The sequence below is a fragment of the Serratia sp. X10 genome, assembly GCF_017811775.1.
GTDB lineage: Bacteria > Pseudomonadota > Gammaproteobacteria > Enterobacterales > Enterobacteriaceae > Serratia > Serratia ureilytica.
On the sequence record NZ_JAEIOH010000001.1, the window covers coordinates 1,050,958 to 1,075,495 of the forward strand.

Sequence of the window (24,538 nt, forward strand, 5' to 3'; positions counted from 1 at the left end):
CGGCCGTCATGCGGCGTGAGACATCACGTTCAGGGTTAGGCCATCGCGACGAGTCAATTGCCTAACCATGAACGGGCGGCCGGGTTGACACCCGGTCAGCTTTTGGGAGGGATCGCGACGGTCATGCGTTCACCCACCAGAGTAATCGCAATGCCTTCCGCACACTCTTTCTGAATGGCCGCCAGTTGTTGAGCCTCCAGCGCATAAGGCAACTGAATATCAAACACCGCCAGGCCCTGCTGCTGCGCCAGGTCTATCAGGCGCACGATGTTGGTTTCATCGCTGACCTGCGTCGACACCACCTGCAGCGCCAACTCTTTTAACTGCTCTTTGCGCGTTTGCGACGTGGTCACGCGCGATTTCAACACCATGCCGAAGATCGGCATCACACCATAAATAGCATCAACAAAGCGCCAGTGCTTCCTGCACGATGCGGACAGAAAATCCATATAGTCGAAACAGATTTTCTCACTGCGCGCGATGGATGCAAGGTGATTGCTGTTCATCCCCTCATTCCTCTCATGGCCAGTGTTAACCCGTGGTCTTTCAAGCCGCCGCCGGGGGCAACCTGAAATGCATTGGGGATCTTATATCCAGAAATGGATAATCATGCGAAGCTTTAACGACTTTCCGCCGTATGATGGCATAATTCCCCTATTGTTTGCCAGTCTGTCCAGGAGCTTTAATCAATGGAACACCACAACTCCGCCCCGGTGCTGATTACCGGCGGCGCACGGCGCATAGGGCTGGCGCTCGCCAGAGCGTTTCTCCAGCGCGGCGTTCCGGTCATCATCGCCTACCGCAGCGAATATCCGGCGATGGCCGAGTTGAAAGCCTTGGGCGCCTGCTGCATTCAGGGCGATTTTTCCACCCATGAAGGCATTTATCGTTTCGCCGATCAGGTGCGGCAGGCCGCGCCCAAACTGCGTGCGGTGATCCACAACGCCAGCGCCTGGCAGGCGGAGTCGCCGGAGGTGCCGCCGGAGCAGGTCATGGCGGCGATGCTGCAAATTCACGTCTACACGCCCTATTTGCTCAATCAACTGCTCGAGTCCTGCCTGACCGGCCAGGGCCAGGCCGGCGCCGACATTATCCACCTGACCGACTATGTGGTGGAAAAAGGCAGCGACAAGCATATCGCCTACGCCGCCAGCAAAGCCGCGCTGGACAACATGACCCGGTCGTTCGCCCGCAAGCTGGCGCCCGAAGTCAAAGTCAACGCGATCGCGCCGGCGCTGATCATCTTCAATCCGGGCGATGATGAAGCTTATCGCCGGCAGGCGCTGGCGAAGTCGCTGATGAAGGTCGCGCCGGGCGAGAGCGAAGTGGTCAATCTGGTGAACTACCTGCTGGAGAGCCGCTACGTCACCGGCCGCACCCACGGCGTCGACGGCGGGCGGCCGCTGCGCTGACGCAAAGATCCGCTTGGCGCAACCTCGCGAGCCGCGCTATGCTGAAATCCGCTTTTCTTATTAAAACACGGGCATATGCATAAAATTGTTTTTGTGGAAGACGATCCTGAAGTCGGCAAACTGATCGCCGCCTATTTGGGCAAACACGACATCGAGGTGCTGATCGAACCGCGCGGCGACAGCGCGCAGGCACGCATCGAGCGCGAGCAACCCGATCTGGTGCTGCTGGATATCATGTTGCCCGGCAAAGACGGCATGACGCTGTGCCGCGATCTGCGCCCCACCTTCCCCGGCCCGATCGTGCTGCTGACCTCGCTCGACAGCGACATGAACCATATCTTGTCGCTGGAGATGGGCGCCAACGACTATATCCTGAAAACCACACCGCCGGCGGTGTTGCTGGCGCGCCTGCGTTTGCATCTGCGTCAACACAGCCAGCAGCCGAAGGAAGAGTCGGTTCAGCCGCTTACCCAGCATAACGCGCTGCATTTCGGGCTGCTGTGCATCGATCCGGTCAACCGTCAGGTTACGCTGGGCGAGGAAACCATCACCCTGTCCACCTCGGATTTCGATCTGCTGTGGGAGCTGGCGACCCACGCCGGGCAGATCATGGATCGCGAGGCGCTGCTGCAAAACCTGCGCGGCGTGAGCTACGACGGCATGGACCGCAGCATCGACGTGGCGATCTCCCGCCTGCGCCGCAAACTGTACGACAACGCGCTGGAGCCTTTCCGTATCAAGACGGTGCGCAACAAGGGCTATCTGTTCGCCCCTAACGCCTGGGCATCGGTGCAACAATGAGAAAACTTTTCGTCCAGTTCTTCCTGTTGCTGTTCGTCTGTTTTCTGGTGATGGCGATGCTGGTCGGCCTGGTGTACAAGGTGACCGCCGAGCGCGCCGGCCGCCAGTCGATGGACGATTTGATGAAAAGCTCGCTGTACCTGATGCGCAGCGAGCTGCGCGAAATCCCGCTGAAGGACTGGAACAAAACCATCGCCACGCTGGATCTCAATCTGTCGTTCAAGCTTCATATCGAACCGCTCGGCAAACAGGAGCTGAGCGAGGATCTGAAAAAGCGGCTGCGGCTGGGGGAGATCATCGCCCTCGACGATCAGTACACCTTTATGCAACGCATTCCGCGCAGCCACTATGTCTTGGTGGTCGGCCCCATTCCTTATCTGTTCTATCTGCACCAGATGCGTCTGCTGGATCTGGTGTTGCTGGTGTTTATCGGCATGTCGCTGGCGCTGCCGGTGTTTCTGTGGATGCGGCCGCACTGGCAAGACCTGCTCAAACTGGAAAACGCCGCCCAGCGGCTCGGCGCCGGGCATCTGGATGAACGCACCCACTTCGATCCCACTTCCAGCCTGAGCCGGCTCGGCGTGGCGTTCAACCAAATGGCCGACAACGTCAACACCCTGATCGCCAGCAAGAAACAGCTGATCGATGGCATCGCCCACGAGCTGCGCACGCCGCTGGTGCGCCTGCGCTATCGGCTCGAGATGAGCGATAACCTGTCCGAAGGCGAGCAGCAAGCGCTGAACCGCGATATCGGCCAACTGGAGTCGCTGATCGACGAGCTGCTGACCTATGCCCGCCTGGATCGGCCGCAGGTTGCGTTAAACATTGAACCCATCGATCTGCCAAAGTGGCTGGAGGACAAGGTCGATGATATCCGCCTTATCCATCAGGAACGCGACATCCAGCTCGACATCCCGCACGTCGGCGACTTCGGCGGCGTCGATCTGCGCCTGATGGAGCGCGTGCTCGATAACCTGGTCAACAACGCGCTGCGCTATTCCGAGCAGCGCCTGCGCGTTGGGCTGTGGTTCGACGGCGATCTCGCCTGTTTGCAGGTCGAAGATGACGGGCCGGGTATCCCGCCGGAAGAGCGTGAGCGGGTGTTCGAGCCTTTCGTTCGCCTCGATCCCAGCCGCGATCGCGCCACCGGCGGCTGCGGGCTGGGGCTGGCCATCGTTCATTCCATCGCCGTCGCCTACCAGGGACAGGTGTTCGTCGAAGGCAGTTCGCTCGGCGGCGCCAGCTTCCGTTTCTGCTGGCCGGTGAAGCCGACATTCAGTTTAAAAGCCGATCTGGCGTAATACCGCCGGACCCTTCTCATTGGAGCCGAATAATAATGACATCTGCACATTCCAACACGTCTGCTTACGATCACCTGCGCGCGCTTTTTAGCCGGCTGTCGCGTTTCGGCCATCTGTCCGCCATCGCCGGTTGGGACATGCAAACCATGATGCCGCCGGGCGGCAGCAAGGCGCGCTCCGAAGCCCTGGCCGAATTGAGCGTGCTGCAGCACCAGCTTTTAACGGCACAAAGCACCGGCGTGCTGTTGGATCGCGCGCAGCAAGAGACGCTGGACGAGCTCGACCGCGCCAACCTGCGCGAAATGCGCCGCCAGTATGAAGACGCGGTGCTGCTGCCGGCGTCGCTGGTCGAAGCCAAATCTCTGGCCGGCGCCCGCTGTGAACATGCCTGGCGCGCCCAACGCCCGGCCAACGACTGGGATGGCTTCGCGGAGAATCTGCGCGACGTGGTCAAACTCAGCCGGGAAGAGGCGCAGATCCGCGCGCAGGCGGCCGGCACCAGCCGTTACGATGCCCTGCTCAACCTGTATGAGCCGGGCATGCGCAGCAGCGATCTCGATCGCATCTTCGGCGATTTGAAAACCTGGCTGCCGGATTTGCTGCAGCGCGTGGTGGCCAAACAGGCCAATGAACCCTGCCTGGCGCCGCAGGGCCCGTTCAATGTGGACACCCAGCGCCAGCTAAGCCTGAGCGTGATGAAGCTGCTCGGTTTCAACTTCGACAACGGCCGCGTCGACGTCAGCGCCCACCCGTTCTGCGGCGGCGTGCCGGAAGATGTCCGCATCACCACGCGTTACAACGAGAAAGAGTTTCTGACCGCGCTGCTCGGGATCGTACACGAGACTGGCCACGCCCGTTACGAACAGAACCTGCCGCGCGATCTGCTCGGCCAACCGGTCGCCCTGGCCCGCTCCACCGCCATCCACGAATCGCAGAGCCTGCTGTTCGAAATGCAGCTGGCGCGCGGTAATGAATTCCTGAAAATCTTGCGTCCGCTGGTTACCGCGCAGTTTGGCGAACAGCCGGCGCTGGAAGAAGCCAACTTCATTCGCCTCAACCAGCGGGTGAAACCGGGCCTGATCCGCGTCGACGCCGACGAGGTGAGCTATCCTGCTCACGTCATCCTGCGCTACGAAATTGAAAAAGCGCTGATCGAAGGCGAGATCGAAGTGGAAGACATTCCGGCGCTGTGGAATGAAAAGATGCACGCTTACCTGGGCCTCGATACCATCGGCAACTACCGCAACGGCTGCATGCAGGATATCCACTGGACCGACGGCGCCTTCGGCTACTTCCCGACTTATACCCTTGGCGCGATGTACGCCGCGCAGCTGTTCCACAGCGTGCGTCAGGCCCTGCCTTCGCTGAACGAGGACATCGCCGCCGGCAATCTGCAGCCGTTGTTCCACTGGTTGCAGCATAATATCTGGCGCCACGGCAGCCGTTACCCGACCGAGACGCTGATCGCCAACGCGACCGGCGAAGCGCTCAACCCGCGCTACTTCCGTCAGCATTTGGAAAACCGCTACCTCTAATCTCTCCCCGGGCGCGGCCGTGGCCGCGCCCTTTTTTCCCTGCTTGGCCTAATAATGTCACATAGCGCGCTTTCCTTGCCGGCAACGCCTTGGCTACAGGGTGCGGGTTGCTACCAACCGATAGTATGTTGTAACTAAAATCATAAACAACAGCGCCCCTATCAGCCTCTTATCCCAACGCATGACGGGCGATCATCGCCGCCAGTTGTGGTCTCAACGCGGCGGGCAGGTCATGCCCCATGCCCGGCATAATCTGCAATCTGGCGTTGGCGACGGCCCGAGCGATCGCCACCCCGCCGGCCTTGCGCACCAGCCGATCGCGATCGCCGTGAATCACCAGCGTCGGCGCGGCGATGCGCCGACTGTAACGCCGCAGATCGCCGCTGCCGAGCAGCGCGGAAAGTTGCCGCTGCATGCCCTCCGGATCCACGCCCCGCTTCAGCAACCGCTTCACCAGGGCATCCAGCTCCGCCTCCTCCGGCGGATAAGTCGCGGTGCCAAGCGCGCGCAGAAAGGCCTTCATCCCTTCCTGGCGCTGCTGCAGCGTCATATCGGCGGCAGGCCGGCGCACCAGCAACCACAGCAGCGAAGGCGCCGGCGGCGGCAACAGCGGTTGATTGGTGCTGGAAAACAAGATGCATAACGAGGCGACGCGCTGCGGGTATTCGGCAGCCAACACCTGGGCGATCATCCCCCCCATCGAGGCGCCAAGGACATGAGCCTGAGGAAGGCGTAAATGATCGAGCAGATGCGCCGCGTCCGTCGCCATATCCGCCAGGGTATAAGGCACCGGCGTTTGCCAGCCGAGCTGGGCACGCAACATCAACAGCCACAGCGGCGTCTTGCGCTGCGCCCGCGTTTTACCGGAAAGGCCGACGTCGCGGTTGTCGTAGCGGATCACCCGAAATCCCTTGGCGACCAGAGCGCGGCAGAAATCGTCTGGCCACAGCAAAAGCTGCGCGCCGATGCCCATGATTAACAACAGCGGCGGATGCGTCTCATCGCCCCAGTCTTCATAGGCCAGCGGCACCTCGCCCTGTTCGGTCACGCCACAACGAACCGTTATCTCGTTCATTTTAAATCCCTTTTATCGAGCCTGACGGTCATTATAGCAGCAATCCCTTCTGCCGCCGCCGCCCTGTACATTAGGTTACAAGCCGAAACCAATCACTCACGGAAAGCCGGACGCCGTTTGCCTACTATCATCTCAACGGCCCCGCAGTGGGGTTGATACCCAAAAGTCATGCTGAGGATTCTGCGATGAAAAAAGTATTAGCTCTGGTTGTTGCCGCTGCAATGGGTCTGTCTTCCGTGGCTTTCGCTGCCGAGGCTGCCACCACTACCGCACCTGCGGCTACCGCAACCACCGCCACCGCTGCGCCGGCTAAAGCTCAGGTGAAACACCACGGCAAGAAAGCCCCGGTACAGAAAGCTCAGGCGGCCAAAAAGCATCACAAGAAAGCCGGCAAAAAAGCCCCGGCGCAAAAAGCCCAGGCGGCTAAAAAGCACCACAAGAAAGCCAGCCACAAAAAAGCGTAATGACGTGAGGGTCCCCTCACCGCTTCAGGTTTGACGTGTACGACACCCGGTTCGCCGGGTGTTTTTTCATCGGGGGGTTCTCATTGATGCTGCGCCGCTACCTGTTCGAGATCATTCTGACCGCCCTGATCCTTTGTGGACTGATCGCCGTCTTTTTTTATCTGTAGCCTGTCGCCTCGCGGCGGGAAATTATTGAAAAATCAGTTATTGCCCATCCACATGGCTGCTAAATCAGTCTATAGTTAGCATTCAGTGTGTTTATGGATGATCCGTATTTGTCAGGCAAGAGATCTATGCGCATATCCGTTTTACTGTTGCTGTGCTCACTCCCGTTCGTTGCCTCTCAGGCGGCACGCGCCGACGGCCCGTCCAAGGCCGAGCAAACGCGCCTGTTTTTCGGCAAAGATGAACGAATCAAGGTCACGGATACCGCCGCCCAGCCGTGGCAGGCCATCGGCCAGGTCGAAACCGCCAGCGGCAATCTGTGTACCGCCACGCTGATCTCCCCACACCTGGCGCTGACCGCCGGCCATTGCGTGCTGGCGCCGCCGGGACAATTGGATAAAGCCGTCGCCCTGCGCTTCGTGGCAGGCGATAAATCATGGCAGTATCAAACCGACAATATTGAAACCCTGGTCGACAGCAAACTGGGCAAAAAGCTGAAACCGGACGGCGACGGCTGGATCGTGCCGCCCGCCGCCGCCGCTTATGACTTTGCGCTGATCCGGCTGAAAGACAAAACGCCGCTGCCGATCGCCCCGCTGCCGCTGTGGCAAGGCGACAGCAAAGCGCTGACCCAGGCGCTGAAACAGGCCAAACGGCTGATCACCCAGGCAGGCTACCCGGAAGATCATCTGGATGATCTCTACAGCCACCAAAACTGCAAGGTGACCGGCTGGGCCCAGCAAGGCGTGCTGTCGCACCAGTGCGATACCCTGCCGGGCGACAGCGGCTCACCGCTGCTGCTGAAAACCGCCGACGGCTGGCAGCTGATCGCCATCCAGAGTTCGGCGCCGGCGGCGAAAGATCGCTACCGCGCCGATAACCGCGCTCTGGCGGTGCCCGGCATCCGCGAGGCGCTGGACGCCCTGGCGGCAGGCAAGTAGCTCTCGCAACGGCGCATCAAGCGCCGTTGCTGTTTCTCTGTTCCCTGAATTTCAACTTGCGCTGCGCCGGCCGTTTGCCGGCCGGCCGCGCCTGAGCTTAGCCCGAAAGCTGTTCGATGGTTTGCAGAATGCGCTTGTCGGAGATCGGGTAAGGTGTGCCCAGCTGCTGCGCGAACAGGCTGACGCGCAGCTCTTCAATCATCCAGCGCACCGCTTTCACCTCTTCCTCCTGCTGTCGCTTCGGCGGCAGCTTGTTCAGCCACTGCTGCCACGCCTGCTGCACCTGCTCCACCCGCAGCATCTGCGCGCGATCGCGGTGCGGATCGATAGCCAGTTTCTCCAGCCGGCGCTCGATCGCCTGCAGGTAGCGCAGCGTGTCCGGCAGGCGTTTCCATCCGTTGCCGGTGACGAAGCCACGGTAGACCAGCCCGCCGAGCTGGGTCTTGATGTCCGACAGCGCCAGCGCCAACGACATGTCCACCCGGCCTTTCAGCCGTTTGTTGATGTTGAAGACCGCCGTCAGGATCTGTTCAACCTGCTTGGCCACCTCGACCACCGTGTCGTTCAGCTCGGCGCGGATCTGCTCCTGTAACCGTGCAAAGTCTTCCTCCTGCCAAACCGGGCCGCCGTGTTCGGCGATCAGTTTGTCAATGCCGCACGAAATGCAGTCGTCGATCAGCTCCAGTACCTTGCCGTACGGGTTGAAATAAAGCCCCAGCTTGGCCTTGTTCGGCAGCTTTTCATGCAGATATTTGATCGGCGAAGGAATATTCAACAACAGCAGGCGGCGCGTGCCCTGCCACATCGCCTGTTGCTGTTCGCTTTCGCTGTCGAACAGGCGGATCGCCACGCTGTCCTTTTCATCCACCAGCGCCGGATAGGCCTTCATCGAATAGCCGCCGCGCTTCTGCTCGTAGAACGCCGGCAATTGGCCAAAGCTCCAGACATGCAGGTTGCTCTGCTCCAGTCCGTCATCGGCCACCGCCGACAGCGTCTCCTGCACCTTCTCTTTCAACTGCAGGCGCAGGGCGGCCAAATCTTTGCCTTCACGCAGCGTCTGGTTTTTCTCGCCCACCACGCGGAAAGTCATTTTCAGGTGATCGGGCACCTGATCCCACTGCCAGTCATCACGTGACACGGTCACGCCAGTCATGCGCCGCAGCTCGCGCTCCAGCGCGTCCAGCAGCGGCAATTCGAGCGCCGTTACGCGGCCAAGGAACGCTTCGGCGTAGTTCGGCGCCGGCACGAAGTTGCGACGCACCGGTTTCGGCAACGATTTGATCAGCGCGATCACCAGTTCACGGCGGATGCCGGGGATCTGCCATTCGAAACCCTGCTCCTCCACCTGATTGAGGATCGGCAGCGGGATGTGCACCGTCACGCCGTCGGCGTCGGTGCCGGGTTCGAACTGGTAGCTCAACCGCAGCTTGAGGTTGCCCTGATGCCAGAAGTTCGGGTAATCCAGCGCGCTGATCTTGTTGGCGCCATCCTTGATCAGCATCTCTTTTTCGAAGTTCAGCAGATCCGGCTGCTGTTTGGCGGCGGTCTTCCACCAGCTGTCGAAATGACGGCCGGACACCACGTCGTTGGGGAGACGGCGATCGTAGAAGCCGAACAGCGTTTCGTCGTCCACCAGAATGTCGCGGCGACGCGATTTATGCTCCAGCTCTTCCACTTCGGCGCGCAGCTTTTGGTTTTCGCGGAAGAAAGCATGGCGCGTCTGCCAGTCGCCCTCCACCAACGCATGGCGGATAAACAGCTCGCGGCACAGCAGCGGATCGATGGCGCCGTAATTGACCTGGCGCGCCGCGACGATCGGCAGACCGAACAACGTGACCTTTTCGCTGGCCATTACCGCCCCCTGCGACTTCGACCAGTGCGGTTCGCTGTAGCTGTGTTTCACCAGGTGCTGAGCCAGCGGCTCGATCCATTCCGGTTCGATGCGCGCGGCGATGCGCCCCCACAGGCGGCTGGTTTCCACCAGTTCGGCCACCATGGTCCACTTCGGCGGCTTCTTGAACAGGCCGGAGCCGGGGAAGATCGAGAAGCGGGCGTTGCGCGCGCCGGTGTATTCCTGCTTGTCCGCATCCTTCTGGCCGATGTGCGACAGCAGGCCGGTCAGCAGCGCGGTGTGGACGCTGCGGTAGTCGGAAGGCGTGCTGTTGATCGGCAGCCCCAGCTCTTTCACCACCTGGCGCAGCTGGGTATAGATATCCTGCCACTCGCGCACCCGCAGGTAGTTGAGAAAATCGTTGCGGCACAGCCGGCGGAACTGGCTGGAGGAGTTCGCCTTTTGCTGCTCCTGCAGATAATCCCACAGGTTGACGAACGCCAGGAAGTCCGAGTCTTTGTCGGCGAAGCGGCGGTGTTTTTCATCCGAGGCCTGCTGCTTGTCCATCGGGCGCTCACGCGGATCCTGAATCGACAGCGCGGCGGTGATGATCATCACCTCGCGTACGCTGCCGCTCTTCTGCGCTTCCAGCACCATGCGCGCCAGACGCGGGTCGATCGGCAACTGCGCCAACTGCCGGCCCTGCGGCGTCAGCTGATAGTGGCCGTTATCGGCGGTGGTGATCGCCCCCAGCTCTTCCAGCAGGCGCACGCCATCTTGAATGTTGCGCTTGTCCGGCGCCTCGACGAACGGAAACGCGGCGATGTCGCCCAGCCCCAGCGAGGTCATCTGCAAAATGACCGACGCCAGGTTGGTGCGCAGAATTTCCGGATCGGTAAACGCCGGCCGCGAGAGGAAATCCTGTTCGGAGTACAGACGGATGCACACCCCCTCCGACACGCGGCCGCAGCGCCCTTTACGCTGATTGGCGGAGGCCTGTGACACCGGCTCGATCGGCAGGCGCTGCACCTTGGTGCGGAAGCTGTAGCGGCTGATGCGCGCGGTGCCCGGATCGATGACGTATTTGATGCCCGGCACCGTCAGTGAGGTTTCCGCCACGTTGGTGGCCAGCACGATGCGGCGGCCGTGGTGCGACTGGAACACCCGGTTCTGCTCGCTGTTCGACAGGCGCGCATACAGCGGCAACACCTCGGTGTGCGGCAAATTGAGGCGGTTCAAAGCGTCGGCGGTATCGCGGATCTCGCGCTCGCCGCTCATGAAGATCAGAATGTCGCCCGGCCCTTCGCGCCCAAGCTCATCTACCGCATCGAAAATCGCCTGTAGCTGGTCGCGATCGGTATCGTCGCCGTCGTCGACCACCGGGCGGTAGCGCACCTCCACCGGGTAGGTGCGGCCGGAAACCTCGATGATCGGCGCATTGTTGAAGTGGCGCGAGAAACGCTGCGGATCGATGGTCGCCGAGGTGATGATCACCTTGAGATCCGGCCGTTTCGGCAGCAGTTCGCGCAGGTAACCGAGAATAAAGTCGATATTCAGGCTACGCTCGTGCGCTTCATCGATGATCAACGTGTCGTACTGCATCAGCAGGCGATCCTGCTGAATCTCCGCCAGCAAAATGCCGTCGGTCATCAGCTTGACCAGGGTGTTTTCCCCCACCTGATCGTTGAAGCGCACCTTGTAGCCCACGCTGCCGCCGAGCGGGGTTTCCAGCTCGTCGGCAATGCGGTTGGCGACGGTGCGCGCCGCCAGGCGGCGCGGCTGGGTATGGCCGATCAGCCCTTTCACCCCACGCCCCAGCTCCAGACAGATCTTCGGCAACTGGGTGGTTTTCCCCGAGCCGGTCTCCCCGGCGACGATCACCACCTGGTGGTCGCGGACAGCGTTTAAGATGTCCTGCTTTTTCTGGCTGACCGGCAGGCTTTCCGGATAGGTAATGCGCGGGCAAGACGCGGCGCGCGCCTGCACTTTCTGCCGCGCCGCCGCGATGTCGCTTTCGACTTCAGCGGCGACCGCCAGCTGGGCATCGGGATTTTTGATTTTTCGTGCGCCCTGCAGGCGACGACGCAGGCGTTGTTGATCGCGGAGCATCAGCTCGCCCAGTTGGGCCGGCAGTGCCTCGAGCGGAGATTTCACGTTCGGTGTTCCTTGTTTCATCGCGGCCAAGACCAGGCTTAGCAACGGTTTAATGTTTTTTTAGCGATTTTTTTGCTTTAGCCGCACAGCCTATCACAAACGGCTTTTCCGCCCTACTTCCGCGAACAAAGCCGCGGCATGTCATTCAATAAAATCGAACGAAGATCTCGAAATATTGCGCTATCACTGTCGGAGGAATGTGAATAGCATGTACTCCATGCAAGGGACGCTGAGTCCTGATGTCACTGTCACAACGTAAGGAATTATCGATGAGCAACGTATTGGTTCTGAAATCAAGCATCCTGGCGACCTACTCTCAGTCTAACCAACTGGCCGATTTCTTCGTAGAGCAATGGAGCAACGCCCACAGCGGCGACACCATCACCGTGCGCGATCTGGCCGCACAGCCAATCCCGGTGCTGGACGGCGAGCTGGTTGGCGCGCTGCGTCCTTCCGATGCTCCGTTGACTCCGCGTCAACAAGAAGCGCTGGCCCTGTCGGACGAACTGATCGCCGAGCTGCAGGCCAATGACGTCATCGTGATTGCCGCACCGATGTACAACTTCAACATCCCGACCCAGCTGAAAAACTATTTCGATCTGGTTGCCCGCGCCGGCGTGACCTTCCGCTACACCGAGAACGGTCCGGAAGGCCTGGTGAAAAACAAACGCGCCGTGATCCTGACCAGCCGTGGCGGCATCCATAAAGGCACCCCAACCGACCTGGTAGAGCCTTACCTGCGTCTGTTCCTGGGCTTCATCGGCATCACCGACGTGGAGTTCGTCTTCGCGGAAGGCATCGCCTACGGCCCGGAAGTGGCCACCAAAGCACAGGAAGACGCCAAAGCGGCCCTGTCTCAGGTGATTGCCGCCTAAGCCCCCGCGCAGGGGCGCCATGCCCCTGCCGGACAAGACGTCAGTCCTGTCAAACCTGCACTACCCTCATAATAATCATCTATCCGTATCATTCAGCGCGCCAGACGGCGCGCTTTTTTTATTTCTTCAGCCACTGGCCGTTGATGCCGCGCACATACTCGCCGCTCTGCGCGCGCGTCACCAGCTTCTGCCCGGCCATGCGCGCCACTTCGTCGACGGCGATATGGTTGCCATCCGCCACTTCCTGATACTTCTCGGCGCGGCCGGCGTTGATGCGCTTCACCAGCGCCAAAGTTTCGGCGTCCTGCTGCACCGGCGCAATATAGCCGCTCAGGGTTTCGCCCACCCGCCCTTGCTGCTTCGCCTCATCCAGCGTCAGCGCCATCGCCAGGCCGCTGAACAGCCAGGCGGCGCCGGCCAGCCACACATAACGTTTTTTCATGTCGGCTCCTAGAACAGACCGCTTTGGGTTTTCAGCAGGTTTTCGACGTCCTTATCCACCTTGATATGAATCTCATGCTCGATCTTGACGTTCATATTGATGGTGATCGGATCCTTCGGCGTCGCCACCTCGATGCGCGGCACGCAGCCGCTCAGCAGCGAAACGCACAGCACCGCTGCCAGCGCCGACACACTCATGATTTTCATTGTTGCTCCCCAGGTTGTGAGAGGGCCTGCTCCAGCCACTCCTGTAAATTGTCGCCGAAGCGCAAACTGCGCCACAGCTGAAACACGTTTTCCTGATGGCGATAGTTCAGGATCACCTCGCGCTTGGCGCTTTTCTGCGGGTTGATGCCGTCGATGCGCGCGCTCAGCGTCAGCTCGCCCAGGTTGTCGAGATCGACCCTGGCGTGCGAACGATTGATTTCCATGTAGCGCAGCCAGTCGATCGCCGCGCCGGTCGCCAGATTGTTGCTGCCGATGGCGTCGGCCATGTCTTTGTCCAGGCGCAGCGTCAACGTGCCGGCGTTAGCGATCCAGCCGTTTTGCACCAGCCACTTCGGATGGTTCAGGAACAGCGGCAACTCGCCGTCGACGCGGCCGGACATGGCGAACTGCTTCGGTTTCAGGGCGGTAAACAGCGCGCTAAGATCGACCTTGTCCAGCTTCAGCACCGCGGCGTCATGCTGCGGCAACCGCAGCGCCGACAGGCTGATATGCCCGTTGAGCATGTCCACGCCGACGTTGCTCAACGTCAGCGGCTGTCCTTCACTATAAGGATAGGTGCCCTGCAAATCGGCGGAAATGTTCTGCATCTCGAACAGGTTGGTGAAAGACTTGATGCGCAGCGATACCGGCTGTTTAGCTCCCAATTGCCAGTGATGCTGCTTGAACCGGTACGACAGGATGAAATCCAGGCCGCTCATCTCCCCGTCCTTCAGCCACATGCCGCCGTTTTTCACCACCCAGTGGCCACCGGCCTCGAACCCTTGTTCGCGGGCGGCGGAAAACGCCGACTGCGCGTAAAACTCGCCGTCGCGCAGCGTGAGATTGAGATCCGGCGCCAGCAGCGGTTGGAAGACCTTCAGCGACTGTTTCGGCCACCAGCCTTCGCCGCGCAGACGTTCGCCGTCCCAACGGCCGCGCAGCGCGATCGGCCCGATCTGTTGCGCCTGCAGCTTGCCCTGCATCTGGAAGCTGTCCGGCGAACGGCCGTTCACCTGCAGCGCCAGCACCGGCGCCGGCAGATAGCCGCCATCGCTGAAGCTAACCTTATCCGCCGCCAGCTGCAGCTCACCGTTGAACTGCGGGCTTTGTTCATCACGCCGCCAGCGCAGCGGCTGGTTGAGGCTCAAGCGCGGCGCGGCGACCGTCACCAGGCCGTATTTCAACTTATCGAAGCCGGTGGAGAGTTTATCGAGCACCAACTCGCTGTCGCGCCAGCTGCCGCTGCCGGCCACGTCCCAGGCGGCCTGCAGCGGCGGCAAACGGCCATTGCCCCAGTAACGCCATTGCCAGTCGCCCTTGTCCGGCCAGAAATCCTGCGCCTGGCCATCCAGGTGCAGCTTGAAACGCCCCCAATAACTGTCGCTGGCGCTCAAAATCGCCTGCAGGCGGCCGGTAATACCGGCGGCGGTCACTTTCACCCCCGCCAGCGGCAACCGCGCCTCGTCCAGCTTCATTTCCGGGGACACTTTGCCCCACAGACGCAGCAGCGAGCCCGGCTGCAGCACCAGCGTCGGGTTGAGAATGCTGCCGCCGATCACGCCCGGGATCGACGCCGTGGTGGAGAAGTCGGCCAGATTGGCCTGGCCGGTCAGTTGGAAACGCAGATCGCTGTCAGTCAAGCCTACCTTGCCCGGCCCGAGGGTCAGCACCGCATTGCCCTTGCCGTTGTGGCCGGCGGTGATCACGTTCAGCCGCGCGCTGATCTCCGTTTCATCCAGCCCTTTGCTCCAGTCGTGCAGCGCGATGCTGAGGCCGCCGTTCAACGGTTGTCCGCTGTACGGCCAACGCCACTCGCCCTGCTTGATGCTAACCCGCTGCGGGGTCACTTCCCACGGCAGCACCGCCAGCGGCCGATCGTCGCCTTTCTCGCTCACCGTCAACACGCCCTGCTGCTGTTGCCAGCGCATGTCCAGCAACACCGGTTTTTCCAGATAGGCCGTCTGCATTTCACCCTGCAGCGCGCCCTGCGTCGGCAGGCTGGCCAGATCCAGCGGGATGGTTATCTTGCCCGCGAGGCGCAGCGGTTGCGCGCTGTTGGGCGGAATGACGGTCAGGCTGTGCAACGTCAGCTGCTGTTTTTCATCCAGCTGCGCCTCGGCGCTGAGATTCGGCCCCCGATAATGCAGGCGTTGCCCGTCAGAGCCGGAGGAAAGCTGCAGCTTCCCGGCATAACGCTGCCAGGGAATGAGCGTGAGATCATGAATGGTGAGATCCAGCGGCGGCAGCTGCCGCTGCAGTTGGTCGAGCGCAAGCGGCGCGCTGTTGGCGTCGCCGCCCGGCAGTTTTGACAAACAGGCGCTGTCGACGCTGACCTTATCGCTCGACAGCTGCCAGCGGCCTTGCCGATAAGCCAGCCGCGTCGGCCCGACGCTGGCCAGCAGACAATCTTGCGCGGTGAAACGCGCCCCCGCCAACGTCAGGCCGCCCTGGCGCCAATGTAATTTGCCCTGCAACTCCAGTCGGCTTCCCGCCGGCAACCAATGCGATAACACCCCCGGCAGCCAGCGCGGCAAGGTTTGCCACAACGCCAGCACCAGGATTGCGCAGCCTGCCACCGTCCCTATGAATACTTTCAATCGCCTGGTCATTAAATGATTGCTTCGTTCCTGTGTTAGGCATTGGTTAAGTCTATGCCTGAATTGACAATAATGATGGCACGAATTTGACATAGGGTGAAGCTGAGCGCGGTCGCAGAGGCGATTTGCACCCTTTTGGCGCAGGCGTGCGCGGAGTTGTAGATTTTCGTTACATATACATCACATAAATAGGACAGTTTTCAGACTTTTGTTATTGTTGTTACCATTGATGATTAATAGTCTTGCAAGCATTCTAATAAAAGTTTAGCTGCTAGCTAACTGTGTACTAGAGAAGCCATTCCCCACACCCCCGTGGGGATTTTTTTGTCGCTCGCCTCACCGTCGCCTTCCCTTCACCGTCGCCAACCCACAGCAGCCCTGCAGTGTGGCTAACCAATTGTCGAATTTACTAAAATCTGTTAAATTGATCACAAAATCACGGTGGAGAAACCACGATGAAATTGGCGATATACAGCACTAAACAGTATGACCGTAAATATCTCGAACTGGTGAATCAGCAGTTTGGCTATGAGCTGGAATTCTTCGACTTTTTACTCAGTAAAAAAACCGCCAAAACCGCCGCCGGTTGCAAGGCGGTGTGTATCTTCGTCAACGACGACGGTAGCCGTGAAGTGCTCGAAGAACTGGCGGCGCTGGGCGTCGAAATTCTCGCCCTGCGCTGCGCCGGTTTTAATAACGTCGATCTGGACGCCGCCAAAGCGCTGGGCATCAAGGTGGTGCGCGTGCCGGCCTACTCGCCGGAAGCCGTGGCGGAACACGCGGTAGGCATGATGATGTGCCTGAACCGCCGTATTCACCGCGCATATCAACGCACCCGCGACGCCAATTTCTCTCTCGAAGGGCTGATCGGCTTTAACATGCACAATCGCACCGCCGGCGTGATCGGTACCGGTAAAATCGGCGTGGCGACGATGCGTATTCTCAAAGGCTTCGGCATGAAGCTGCTGGCTTACGATCCGTTCCCCAGCGAACAGGCGCTGGAACTGGGCGCAGAGTATGTCGACCTGAAAACGCTGTACGCGCAATCCGACGTAATCACCCTGCACTGCCCGCTGACGCCGGAAAACCACCATCTGCTGAATGCCGACGCCTTCGCGATGATGAAAAACGGCGTAATGGTGATCAACACCAGCCGCGGCGCGCTGATCGACTCTACCGCCGCCATCGACGCGTTGAAGCAGCAAAAAATCGGCGCGCTTGGGATGGACGTCTACGAGAACGAACGTGATCTGTTCTTTGAAGACAAGTCTAACGACGTGATTCAGGATGACGTGTTCCGCCGCCTGTCGGCCTGCCACAACGTGCTGTTCACCGGCCATCAGGCTTTCCTGACCGAAGAGGCGCTGACCAGCATTTCGCAAACCACGCTGCAGAACATCAGCCAATTGGATCGCGGCGAAGCCTGCCCGAACCAGTTGAACGCGTGAACGGCATCTCGGGGCGCCCCTTGCGGCGCCCTGTTTATTTGAGAGCGCGACGATGAGAACAACGATGGCCGCCCTGGCGGGGCTGGTCTTGGGGGGATGCAGCATGAAACCACCCGCGACCGTTACGCCCGGCGATCTGATGCATCATAATTTCGTGTTGCAGAGCGTCGATGGCGAAGCGGCAAAATCCCCAACGGGCGGCGTCCTGCTCAATCTGGAGTTCGGCGAGAACCTGCATGTGTCCGGCGCGATGTGCAACCGCTTTTTCGGCCAGGGGCAATTACGCGACGGCGTACTGACGGTAAAACCGTTGGCCTCGACGCGCAGGCTGTGCCCTGATGAGCAGCGCAATCGCTGGGATCGGGTGATCGGCACCGTGCTGGAAAACGGCGCCGAAGTGACGCTGAGCGCGCAGCAGCTGACGCTCAACGGCAGCGGCCACACGCTGGTTTATGCCCTGCGCGACTGGGTATATTGATTCTGGACGCCAGGCCTGGCGCCGTGGGCTTACCCGGCGCAGCTGCCCAGGCCCAGCGTGCGTTCCTCACACTGTTTGCCGTTCGGCATCTGGCACATGCGCAGCGCTTCACCGTTCAAGTTGTGCGCGATGGTGGTGACGCCGCCGACCGCCGCGCAACCGGCGCTGGTCTGCAACGTGTTGATTCTGGCACTGTTGCCCTGCTGTACTGGCTCTTCGTTGTTGCTGCTGCAGGCGGCTAAAAGCAGCACGGCGCTGGCAAGCAGCCATTTTGATGTCGTCATTATCCCACTCCTGAACCCGGAACTGCGCTGTGTAAAATCGCCATTGCCGATAACGCGCGTCACTTGGCGGACACGTTTCGCTATCTTTGATGCAAACTTGTTTAATCTAGCTCGATATATAAATAATGAAAATATATTCCGGCCATTATTTGTGGTTTTTTTGCGCCGGCCGGACATTTATTTTGTTTGCAGAATATTTCCGCCCCCATTGCGGGAGGTTAAACGTGACAGCGGCACCCACCGCCCGCCCCGGCCGCAGAGAGAAAGTGATAACGTCACCGTTGCCGGCGACGGGGTTTCTTCGCATGATATCGATATTAATTAACCCCGCGTGCTTTCGGCGTGACGGCGCATTTTTTGCTACCGGAGAGGATGATATTTGCGTCTATGCTGACGGCGCTAACTAATTAGCATTCCACTATTTTCAGTGAATGATGGCTGAATTCTTCAACCGGCGCGACTTGCTGTCACGCCGGCTTTTTTTACATCAAAATAACATTCAGTGCACCGAGGCTTTCGACAGTAAATTAATTACCAGCACGCCGGCAATAATTAATCCCATGCCGACAATCGCCGGCCAATCCAATTTTTGCTGATAAACGAATACCGCCGCGACCGACACCAGCACGATCCCCATGCCCGACCAAATCGCATACACAATGCCCAGCGGCATGCTCTTGACCACCATCGACAGCCCCCAAAACGCCACGCCGTAGCCCAGCACCACCAGCAGCGACGGCCACAGACGGGTAAAGCCCTCGGAGGCTTTCAACATGGTGGTGGCGATCACTTCCGCGACTATCGCCATCGTCAAATACATAAATCCGCTCATGGTTTTCTTCTGTCAGTTTACCGATGCGTAATTATGACGCGCCGGAAATAAATTGTCTTTAAACGGCGAAAACAATTTATTGAAGGACCTCAACCGGCAATGCAAATAGCGATGCCCGATACGCTTGCCGATTTATCGCCCGCCACACAAACGCGATAAAGCCGCGTTCAAACCCCTGTTAGACTTTTTTCCATTACTGCGAAAGTGCGCTTTCGCGGCTTTGTGAGCAATGAAAAGGTAATGTCGATGATAACTACAGATGGTAATAATGCAGTCGCTTCCGTGGCCTATCGCACCAACGAAGTGATTGCCATCTACCCTATCACGCCAAGTTCAACCATGGCGGAGCAGGCGGACGCCTGGTCCGGCGATGGCCGGCAAAACATCTGGGGTGATATCCCGCGAGTGGTGGAAATGCAGTCGGAGGGCGGCGCGATCGCTACCGTGCACGGCGCCTTGCAGACCGGCGCGCTGTCCACCTCGTTCACCTCATCGCAGGGTCTGCTGCTGATGATCCCGACGCTGTACAAACTGGCCGGCGAGCTGACGCCGTTTGTGCTGCATGTCGCCGCGCGCACCGTGGCCACGCACGCGCTGTCAATTTTCGGCGATCACTCTGACGTGATGGCGGTGCGCCAGACCGGCTGCGCCATGCTGTGCGCCAGCAGCGTGCAGGAAGCGCAGGACTTCGCATTGATCTCGCAGACCGCCACCCTCAACGCGCGCGTGCCGTTTATTCATTTCTTCGATGGGTTCCGCACCTCGCACGAAATCAACAAGATCGTGCCGCTGAGCGACGATACGCTGCGGCACATGCTGCCGCAGGAAGCGATCGACGCTCACCGCCGCCGGGCGCTGTCGCCGGATCATCCGGTGGTGCGCGGCACTTCCGCCAACCCTGACACCTATTTCCAGTCGCGCGAGGCCACCAACCCTTGGTATGACGCCACCGACCAGCACGTGATCGACGCCATGGAGGCCTTCGCCGCCCTCACTGGCCGCCACTACCGGCCGTTCGACTATTACGGCCACCCGCAGGCCGAACGCGTGGTGGTGGTGATGGGCTCCGCCGCCGGCACCTGCGAAGAAGTGATCGACACCCTGCTGACCCGCGGCGAAAAAGTCGGCGTGCTGAAAGTGCGACTGTTCCGGCCGTTCTCCGCCAAACACCTGCTCGGCGCGCTGCCGGACAGCGTGCGCAGCGTCGCGGTGCTCGATCGCACCAAAGAGCCGGGCGCGCTGGCCGAGCCGCTGTATCTGGACGTGATGACCGCGCTGGCGGAAGCCTACAGCCGGGGCGAGCGCGCCACGCTGCCGCGAGTGATCGGCGGCCGTTACGGCCTGTCGTCGAAGGAGTTCGGCCCGGACTGCGCGCTGGCGGTGTTTCGCGAGCTGGCCCAGCCGCAACCGCGCCCGCGCTTCACCGTCGGCATCTTCGATGACGTCACCGGCCTTTCGCTGCCGCTGAGCGACGAAATCCTGCCGCAGCGCGCCTCGCTGGAAGCGCTATTCTACGGTTTGGGCAGCGACGGCTCGGTCTCGGCCACCAAGAACAACATCAAAATCATCGGCAACGCCACGCCGCTGTATGCGCAGGGCTATTTCGTCTACGACTCCAAAAAGGCCGGCGGCCTGACGGTCTCGCATCTGCGCGTCAGCGAGCAGCCGATCAATTCGGCCTATCTGGTCAGCCAGGCGGATTTCGTCGGCTGCCACCAGCTGCAGTTTATCGATAAGTACCAGATGGTTGAGCGCCTCAAACCCGGCGGCACCTTCCTGCTCAATACCCCTTACGGCGCCGACGAAGTCTGGTCGCGCCTGCCGCAGGAAGTTCAGGCGCTGCTGCACCAACGCCAGGCGCGTTTCTATATCATCAACGCCGCCAAGCTGGCGCGTGAATGCCGGCTCGGCGCACGCATCAACACCGTGATGCAGATGGCGTTTTTCCATCTGACGCAGATCCTGCCGAGCGACGTGGCGCTGCAACAGCTGCAGGACGCCATCGCCCGCAGCTACAGCAGCAAAGGCCAGGAGATCGTCGAGCGCAACTGGCAGGCGCTGGGCGCCACCCGCGGCGCGCTGATTGAAATCCCGCTGCAGCCGGTCGACGACAGCAGCCCGATGCGCCCGCCGGTGGTCTCGGACGCCGCGCCGGACTTCGTCAAAACCGTTACCGCGGCGATGCTGGCCGGACTGGGCGATGCGCTGCCGGTTTCCGCCTTCCCGCCGGACGGCACCTGGCCGGTGGGCACCACCCAGTGGGAAAAACGCAACATCGCCGAAGCGATCCCGGTCTGGCAGCCCGACCTGTGCACCCAGTGCAACCATTGCGTCGCCGCCTGTCCGCACTCCGCCATTCGCGCCAAGGTCGTGCAGCCGGTGGAGATGGAACACGCCCCCGCCTCCCTGCAGTCGCTGGATGTCAAAGCGCGCGATATGCGCGGGCAGAAATACGTGCTGCAAGTGGCGCCGGAGGATTGCACCGGCTGTAACCTGTGCGTCGAGGTCTGCCCGGCGAAAGATCGCCAGAACCCAGAGATCAAGGCCATCAATATGGCCTCACGCCTCGATAATCTGACGGCGGAAAAAGACAACTACGATTTCTTCCTGCAGCTGCCGGAAATCGATACGGCGCAGCTGGAACGCATCGACATTCGCACCTCGCAGCTGATCACGCCGCTGTTCGAGTACTCCGGCGCCTGCTCCGGCTGCGGAGAAACGCCGTACATCAAGCTGTTGACCCAGCTCTATGGCGACCGTTTGCTGATCGCCAACGCCACCGGCTGTTCGTCGATCTACGGCGGCAACCTGCCGACCACGCCGTACACCACCAACGCCGAAGGGCGCGGGCCGGCATGGGCAAACTCGCTGTTCGAAGACAACGCCGAATTCGGCCTGGGCTTCCGTTTGACGGTCGATCAACATCGCGCGCGGGTGCTGCGCCTGCTGAATTCGCTGGCGCCGCAGTTGCCTGAGCAATTGGTCAATGCCCTGCAGATGGAAGACGTGGCGCCGGAGCCGCGCCGCAAGCAAATCGCCGAACTGCGCGCGCTGCTGGCGAGTATAGAGGGTGAAGATGCGCGCCAGCTGGCGACCGACGCCGACTATCTGGTGGATAAATCCATCTGGCTGATCGGCGGTGACGGCTGGGCCTACGACATCGGCTTCGGCGGTTTGGATCACGTTCTCAGCCTGACGGAGAACGTCAACGTGCTGGTGCTCGACACCCAGTGCTATTCCAACACCGGCGGCCAGCAGTCGAAGGCCACGCCGCTCGGCGCGGTGACCAAGTTCGGCGAGCACGGCAAGCGCAAGGCGCGCAAGGATCTGGGCGTCAGCATGATGATGTACGGCCATGTTTACGTTGCGCAGATCTCGCTGGGGGCGCAGCTCAACCAGACGGTGAAGGCAATTCAGGAGGCCGAGGCCTATCCGGGGCCGTCGCTGATCATCGCCTACAGCCCGTGCGAAGAGCACGGCTACGATCTGGCGCTCAGCCACGATCAGATGAAACAGCTGACCGCCACCGGCTTCTGGCCGCTGTACCGCTTCGATCCGCGCCGCAGCGCCGAGGGCAAGGCCGCATTGGCGTTGGATTCGCGGCCGCCGAACAGCAACCTGTCGGAAACGCTGCTGAAAGAACAGCGTTTCCGCCGCCTGAACGCGCAGCAGCCGGAGGTGGCCAGCGCGCTGTATCAGGCCGCCGAGAAAGAGCTGAAGGAGAAATACGATTTCCTCAGCCTGCTGGCCGGCAAGGCGGAAAAGTCCGCCGCAGAGTAACCTCCCTCAGGGCGCGAGCGATCCGCGCCCTGATCTTTTATCGTTGACGTAAGGCGTAGCAATAAAACCTGCTGGCATTCCTGCGCGCAATCCGTACCATACAGGCCTCGCGTCGGGCGCGTGGAAGCTGGATGATGAATAATGATCAAAATCGGCCGGTTGAATGGTAAACTCGCGGTCTACAACGCCATGCCCCTAGTGCCCCCCATTGAGAATGAGCACGATTTAAATGTCAGAAAAGCAATCCGTTAGCCAAAAAGAGCAGTACAACCTGAACAAATTGCAAAAGCGCCTGCGCCGCAACGTGGGCGAAGCGATCGCCGATTTCAATATGATTGAAGAAGGCGACCGCATCATGGTCTGTCTGTCCGGCGGCAAAGACAGCTACACCATGCTGGAGATCCTGCGCAATCTGCAGCAGAGCGCGCCGGTCAACTTCTCGCTGGTGGCGGTGAACCTCGACCAGAAACAGCCCGGCTTCCCGGAGCATATTCTGCCCGCCTATCTGGAAAGCCTGGGGGTGGAGTACAAGATCGTCGAAGAAAACACCTACAGCATCGTTAAAGACAAGATCCCGGAAGGCAAAACCACCTGTTCACTGTGCTCGCGCCTGCGCCGCGGCATTCTGTATCGCACCGCCACCGAACTGGGCGCCACCAAGATCGCGCTGGGCCACCACCGCGACGATATTCTGCAGACGCTGTTCCTCAACATGTTCTACGGCGGCAAGATGAAAGGCATGCCGCCCAAACTGATGAGTGACGACGGTAAGCACGTGGTCATTCGTCCGCTGGCCTATTGCCGCGAGAAAGACATCGAGCGTTTCTCGATCGCCAAAGCGTTCCCGATCATTCCATGCAATCTGTGCGGCTCTCAGCCTAATCTGCAGCGCCAGGTGATCGGCGACATGCTGCGCGACTGGGACAAACGTTACCCAGGCCGGCTGGAAACCATGTTCAGCGCCATGCAAAACGTGGTGCCTTCGCACCTGAGCGATATCAATCTGTTCGATTTCAAAGGCATTCACCACGGCAGCGCGGTGGTGGACGGCGGCGATTTGGCCTTCGATCGCGAAGACATTCCGATGCAGCCGGTCGGCTGGCAGCCGGAAGATTCGGACGACGCGGCGCCTGCGCCGGCGCGTTTGGACGTGCTGGAAATCAAATAAGCCCCCTCGCCGCTTGCCACCCTGCGAGCGGCGACCTTTTCCCTCTCTCGACGATCTCGATCCTGTTCACAGTTTGCGCAAAATTTGCTGGGCGATGCCGTTTATATCTCATACTGTTCATTTATACAGTCATATGGAGATCGCGCAATGAATATCACCCCCTGCCTGTCCCACGTCTCGCTGGGCTCGAACGATTTCGTCGCCGCCGCGGCCTTTTACGATCGCACGCTGGCCGCCTTGGGCTGCCGACGGGTGCTGGAACATCCCGGCGCGATCGGTTATGGCCGCGACTACCCGGAGTTCTGGCTGCAGGTGCCGATCGACGGCCAGCCCGCTTCACCCGGCAACGGCACGCACGTCGGTTTTTTCGCGACCAGCAAGCAACAGGTGGATGAATTCCATCGCCAGGCGCTGCTGGCCGGCGCCGTCGATGAAGGCGCGCCCGGTTCGCGGCCGCACTACGGTGAGGCTTACTACGGCTGCTTTGTCCGTGATTTGGATGGGCACAAGATTGAAGCCAGCTTCTGGGATGAAAGCGCGGCCTGAGGAAGAGAGAAATCGAATAAAAAAATGCCGGTGATTAAACCGGCATTGTACGAATCAAATGTGCTATGCAGTAATTCAAAAATAAGAAAGTAAGACAATTATGGAGCGCAACGCCCATCGCTTGACGTTGCATTCACCTGCGAGAGAGATCATGCCCCATTTCCCCCGGCTAAATGTTGATTTTGCTCAATGTTAACCGGGTT

20 protein-coding genes are annotated in these 24,538 nt (G+C 60.3%); 12 read left to right on the forward strand and 8 right to left on the reverse strand.

What is annotated here, in order from left to right:
• Positions 1–95: 95 nt before the first annotated feature.
• The gene (locus tag J9788_RS05135; RefSeq protein ID WP_033643211.1) at positions 96–506 is read right to left on the reverse strand and encodes a hypothetical protein; all 411 of its coding nucleotides are present in this window, start codon (positions 504–506) and stop codon (positions 96–98) included.
• Positions 507–689: 183 nt separating this feature from the next.
• Between J9788_RS05135 and folM the strand changes: the two genes are divergently transcribed.
• From folM to J9788_RS05155, 4 genes are all read left to right on the forward strand, one after another.
• Positions 690–1,412 carry a dihydromonapterin reductase gene (folM, locus tag J9788_RS05140; protein WP_033643212.1) on the forward strand — a complete coding sequence of 241 codons (723 nt, stop codon included), beginning with the start codon at positions 690–692 and terminating at the stop codon, positions 1,410–1,412.
• A gap of 75 nt (positions 1,413–1,487) precedes the next feature.
• The gene (gene rstA, locus J9788_RS05145; protein WP_004938307.1) at positions 1,488–2,213 is read left to right on the forward strand and encodes a two-component system response regulator RstA; all 726 of its coding nucleotides are present in this window, start codon (positions 1,488–1,490) and stop codon (positions 2,211–2,213) included.
• A complete protein-coding gene (rstB, locus tag J9788_RS05150) occupies positions 2,210–3,514 on the forward strand; it encodes a two-component system sensor histidine kinase RstB (RefSeq protein ID WP_033643213.1) in 1,305 nt (434 codons plus the stop codon). The genes rstA and rstB overlap by 4 nt, the downstream gene beginning before the upstream one ends.
• A gap of 35 nt (positions 3,515–3,549) precedes the next feature.
• Complete coding sequence (locus tag J9788_RS05155) at positions 3,550–5,049, forward strand: carboxypeptidase M32 (RefSeq protein WP_046898239.1); 1,500 nt, start codon at positions 3,550–3,552, stop codon at positions 5,047–5,049.
• 169 nt (positions 5,050–5,218) lie between these two features.
• On the opposite strand, the gene J9788_RS05160 is transcribed toward J9788_RS05155, so the two are convergent.
• Positions 5,219–6,124 (reverse strand): alpha/beta fold hydrolase, encoded by a 906-nt coding sequence (locus J9788_RS05160; RefSeq protein WP_182264381.1) that lies wholly within the window; start codon positions 6,122–6,124, stop codon positions 5,219–5,221.
• Positions 6,125–6,309: 185 nt separating this feature from the next.
• Here J9788_RS05160 and asr point away from each other — a divergent pair, with 185 nt between their 5' ends.
• Together asr and J9788_RS05170 are read left to right on the forward strand one after the other, a co-directional pair.
• Entirely contained in the window at positions 6,310–6,588 is a 279-nt protein-coding gene (gene asr / locus J9788_RS05165) for an acid resistance repetitive basic protein Asr (RefSeq protein ID WP_033643216.1), read from the forward strand.
• A gap of 293 nt (positions 6,589–6,881) precedes the next feature.
• Positions 6,882–7,694, forward strand: coding sequence for a serine protease (locus tag J9788_RS05170; RefSeq protein WP_046898237.1), 813 nt, complete (start codon positions 6,882–6,884; stop codon positions 7,692–7,694).
• Positions 7,695–7,791: 97 nt separating this feature from the next.
• On the opposite strand, the gene hrpA is transcribed toward J9788_RS05170, so the two are convergent.
• Positions 7,792–11,679: an ATP-dependent RNA helicase HrpA gene (gene hrpA, locus J9788_RS05175; RefSeq protein WP_182264380.1), complete on the reverse strand. Its 3,888-nt coding sequence runs from the start codon at positions 11,677–11,679 to the stop codon at positions 7,792–7,794.
• A gap of 269 nt (positions 11,680–11,948) precedes the next feature.
• On the opposite strand from hrpA, the gene azoR reads away from it, so the two are divergent.
• A complete protein-coding gene (azoR, locus tag J9788_RS05180) occupies positions 11,949–12,554 on the forward strand; it encodes an FMN-dependent NADH-azoreductase (RefSeq protein ID WP_182264379.1) in 606 nt (201 codons plus the stop codon).
• 118 nt (positions 12,555–12,672) lie between these two features.
• Here azoR and J9788_RS05185 read toward each other — a convergent pair whose 3' ends face one another.
• Genes J9788_RS05185 through J9788_RS05195 form a run of 3 tightly spaced genes read right to left on the reverse strand, consistent with a single transcriptional unit; the run spans position 12,673 to position 15,811 of the window.
• On the reverse strand, positions 12,673–12,996 hold the full coding sequence (locus J9788_RS05185) for a YdbL family protein (RefSeq protein ID WP_182264378.1): 324 nt from the start codon (positions 12,994–12,996) through the stop codon (positions 12,673–12,675).
• A gap of 8 nt (positions 12,997–13,004) precedes the next feature.
• The gene (locus J9788_RS05190; protein WP_004930472.1) at positions 13,005–13,202 is read right to left on the reverse strand and encodes a YnbE family lipoprotein; all 198 of its coding nucleotides are present in this window, start codon (positions 13,200–13,202) and stop codon (positions 13,005–13,007) included.
• Positions 13,199–15,811 (reverse strand): YdbH family protein, encoded by a 2,613-nt coding sequence (locus tag J9788_RS05195; protein ID WP_182264377.1) that lies wholly within the window; start codon positions 15,809–15,811, stop codon positions 13,199–13,201. The genes J9788_RS05190 and J9788_RS05195 overlap by 4 nt, the downstream gene beginning before the upstream one ends.
• Positions 15,812–16,254: 443 nt before the next feature.
• Between J9788_RS05195 and J9788_RS05200 the strand changes: the two genes are divergently transcribed.
• Together J9788_RS05200 and hslJ are read left to right on the forward strand one after the other, a co-directional pair.
• Entirely contained in the window at positions 16,255–17,247 is a 993-nt protein-coding gene (locus J9788_RS05200; RefSeq protein ID WP_033650287.1) for a 2-hydroxyacid dehydrogenase, read from the forward strand.
• 52 nt (positions 17,248–17,299) lie between these two features.
• Complete coding sequence (hslJ, locus tag J9788_RS05205) at positions 17,300–17,725, forward strand: heat shock protein HslJ (RefSeq protein WP_046898234.1); 426 nt, start codon at positions 17,300–17,302, stop codon at positions 17,723–17,725.
• A gap of 29 nt (positions 17,726–17,754) precedes the next feature.
• On the opposite strand, the gene J9788_RS05210 is transcribed toward hslJ, so the two are convergent.
• The gene (locus J9788_RS05210; RefSeq protein WP_015377999.1) at positions 17,755–18,009 is read right to left on the reverse strand and encodes a DUF333 domain-containing protein; all 255 of its coding nucleotides are present in this window, start codon (positions 18,007–18,009) and stop codon (positions 17,755–17,757) included.
• A gap of 499 nt (positions 18,010–18,508) precedes the next feature.
• Positions 18,509–18,841, reverse strand: a complete 333-nt coding sequence (gene ssmE / locus J9788_RS05215; RefSeq protein WP_033632935.1) for a multidrug efflux SMR transporter SsmE — start codon at positions 18,839–18,841, stop codon at positions 18,509–18,511.
• Between the two features lie 246 nt (positions 18,842–19,087).
• On the opposite strand from ssmE, the gene nifJ reads away from it, so the two are divergent.
• The 3 genes from nifJ (at position 19,088) to J9788_RS05230 (ending at position 24,335) form a co-directional block, all read left to right on the forward strand.
• Positions 19,088–22,621 (forward strand): pyruvate:ferredoxin (flavodoxin) oxidoreductase, encoded by a 3,534-nt coding sequence (gene nifJ, locus J9788_RS05220; RefSeq protein ID WP_182264376.1) that lies wholly within the window; start codon positions 19,088–19,090, stop codon positions 22,619–22,621.
• Positions 22,622–22,850: 229 nt separating this feature from the next.
• Entirely contained in the window at positions 22,851–23,789 is a 939-nt protein-coding gene (ttcA, locus tag J9788_RS05225; protein WP_182264375.1) for a tRNA 2-thiocytidine(32) synthetase TtcA, read from the forward strand.
• Between the two features lie 147 nt (positions 23,790–23,936).
• Positions 23,937–24,335 (forward strand): VOC family protein, encoded by a 399-nt coding sequence (locus J9788_RS05230; RefSeq protein WP_033643223.1) that lies wholly within the window; start codon positions 23,937–23,939, stop codon positions 24,333–24,335.
• Positions 24,336–24,538 lie beyond the last annotated feature (203 nt).

Coding starts and splice junctions, on each gene's coding strand:
- rstB (WP_033643213.1), top strand. CDS start 2,210: ATGAGAAAACTTTTCGTCCAGTTCTTCCTGTTGCTGTTCGTCTGTTTT.
- nifJ (WP_182264376.1), top strand. CDS start 19,088: ATGATAACTACAGATGGTAATAATGCAGTCGCTTCCGTGGCCTATCGC.
- hslJ (WP_046898234.1), top strand. CDS start 17,300: ATGAGAACAACGATGGCCGCCCTGGCGGGGCTGGTCTTGGGGGGATGC.
- J9788_RS05210 (WP_015377999.1), bottom strand. CDS start 18,009: ATGACGACATCAAAATGGCTGCTTGCCAGCGCCGTGCTGCTTTTAGCC.
- J9788_RS05170 (WP_046898237.1), top strand. CDS start 6,882: ATGCGCATATCCGTTTTACTGTTGCTGTGCTCACTCCCGTTCGTTGCC.
- ttcA (WP_182264375.1), top strand. CDS start 22,851: ATGTCAGAAAAGCAATCCGTTAGCCAAAAAGAGCAGTACAACCTGAAC.
- J9788_RS05190 (WP_004930472.1), bottom strand. CDS start 13,202: ATGAAAATCATGAGTGTGTCGGCGCTGGCAGCGGTGCTGTGCGTTTCG.
- J9788_RS05230 (WP_033643223.1), top strand. CDS start 23,937: ATGAATATCACCCCCTGCCTGTCCCACGTCTCGCTGGGCTCGAACGAT.
- J9788_RS05195 (WP_182264377.1), bottom strand. CDS start 15,811: ATGACCAGGCGATTGAAAGTATTCATAGGGACGGTGGCAGGCTGCGCA.
- J9788_RS05160 (WP_182264381.1), bottom strand. CDS start 6,124: ATGAACGAGATAACGGTTCGTTGTGGCGTGACCGAACAGGGCGAGGTG.
- J9788_RS05200 (WP_033650287.1), top strand. CDS start 16,255: ATGAAATTGGCGATATACAGCACTAAACAGTATGACCGTAAATATCTC.
- J9788_RS05155 (WP_046898239.1), top strand. CDS start 3,550: ATGACATCTGCACATTCCAACACGTCTGCTTACGATCACCTGCGCGCG.
- folM (WP_033643212.1), top strand. CDS start 690: ATGGAACACCACAACTCCGCCCCGGTGCTGATTACCGGCGGCGCACGG.
- ssmE (WP_033632935.1), bottom strand. CDS start 18,841: ATGAGCGGATTTATGTATTTGACGATGGCGATAGTCGCGGAAGTGATC.
- azoR (WP_182264379.1), top strand. CDS start 11,949: ATGAGCAACGTATTGGTTCTGAAATCAAGCATCCTGGCGACCTACTCT.
- asr (WP_033643216.1), top strand. CDS start 6,310: ATGAAAAAAGTATTAGCTCTGGTTGTTGCCGCTGCAATGGGTCTGTCT.
- J9788_RS05185 (WP_182264378.1), bottom strand. CDS start 12,996: ATGAAAAAACGTTATGTGTGGCTGGCCGGCGCCGCCTGGCTGTTCAGC.
- rstA (WP_004938307.1), top strand. CDS start 1,488: ATGCATAAAATTGTTTTTGTGGAAGACGATCCTGAAGTCGGCAAACTG.
- J9788_RS05135 (WP_033643211.1), bottom strand. CDS start 506: ATGAACAGCAATCACCTTGCATCCATCGCGCGCAGTGAGAAAATCTGT.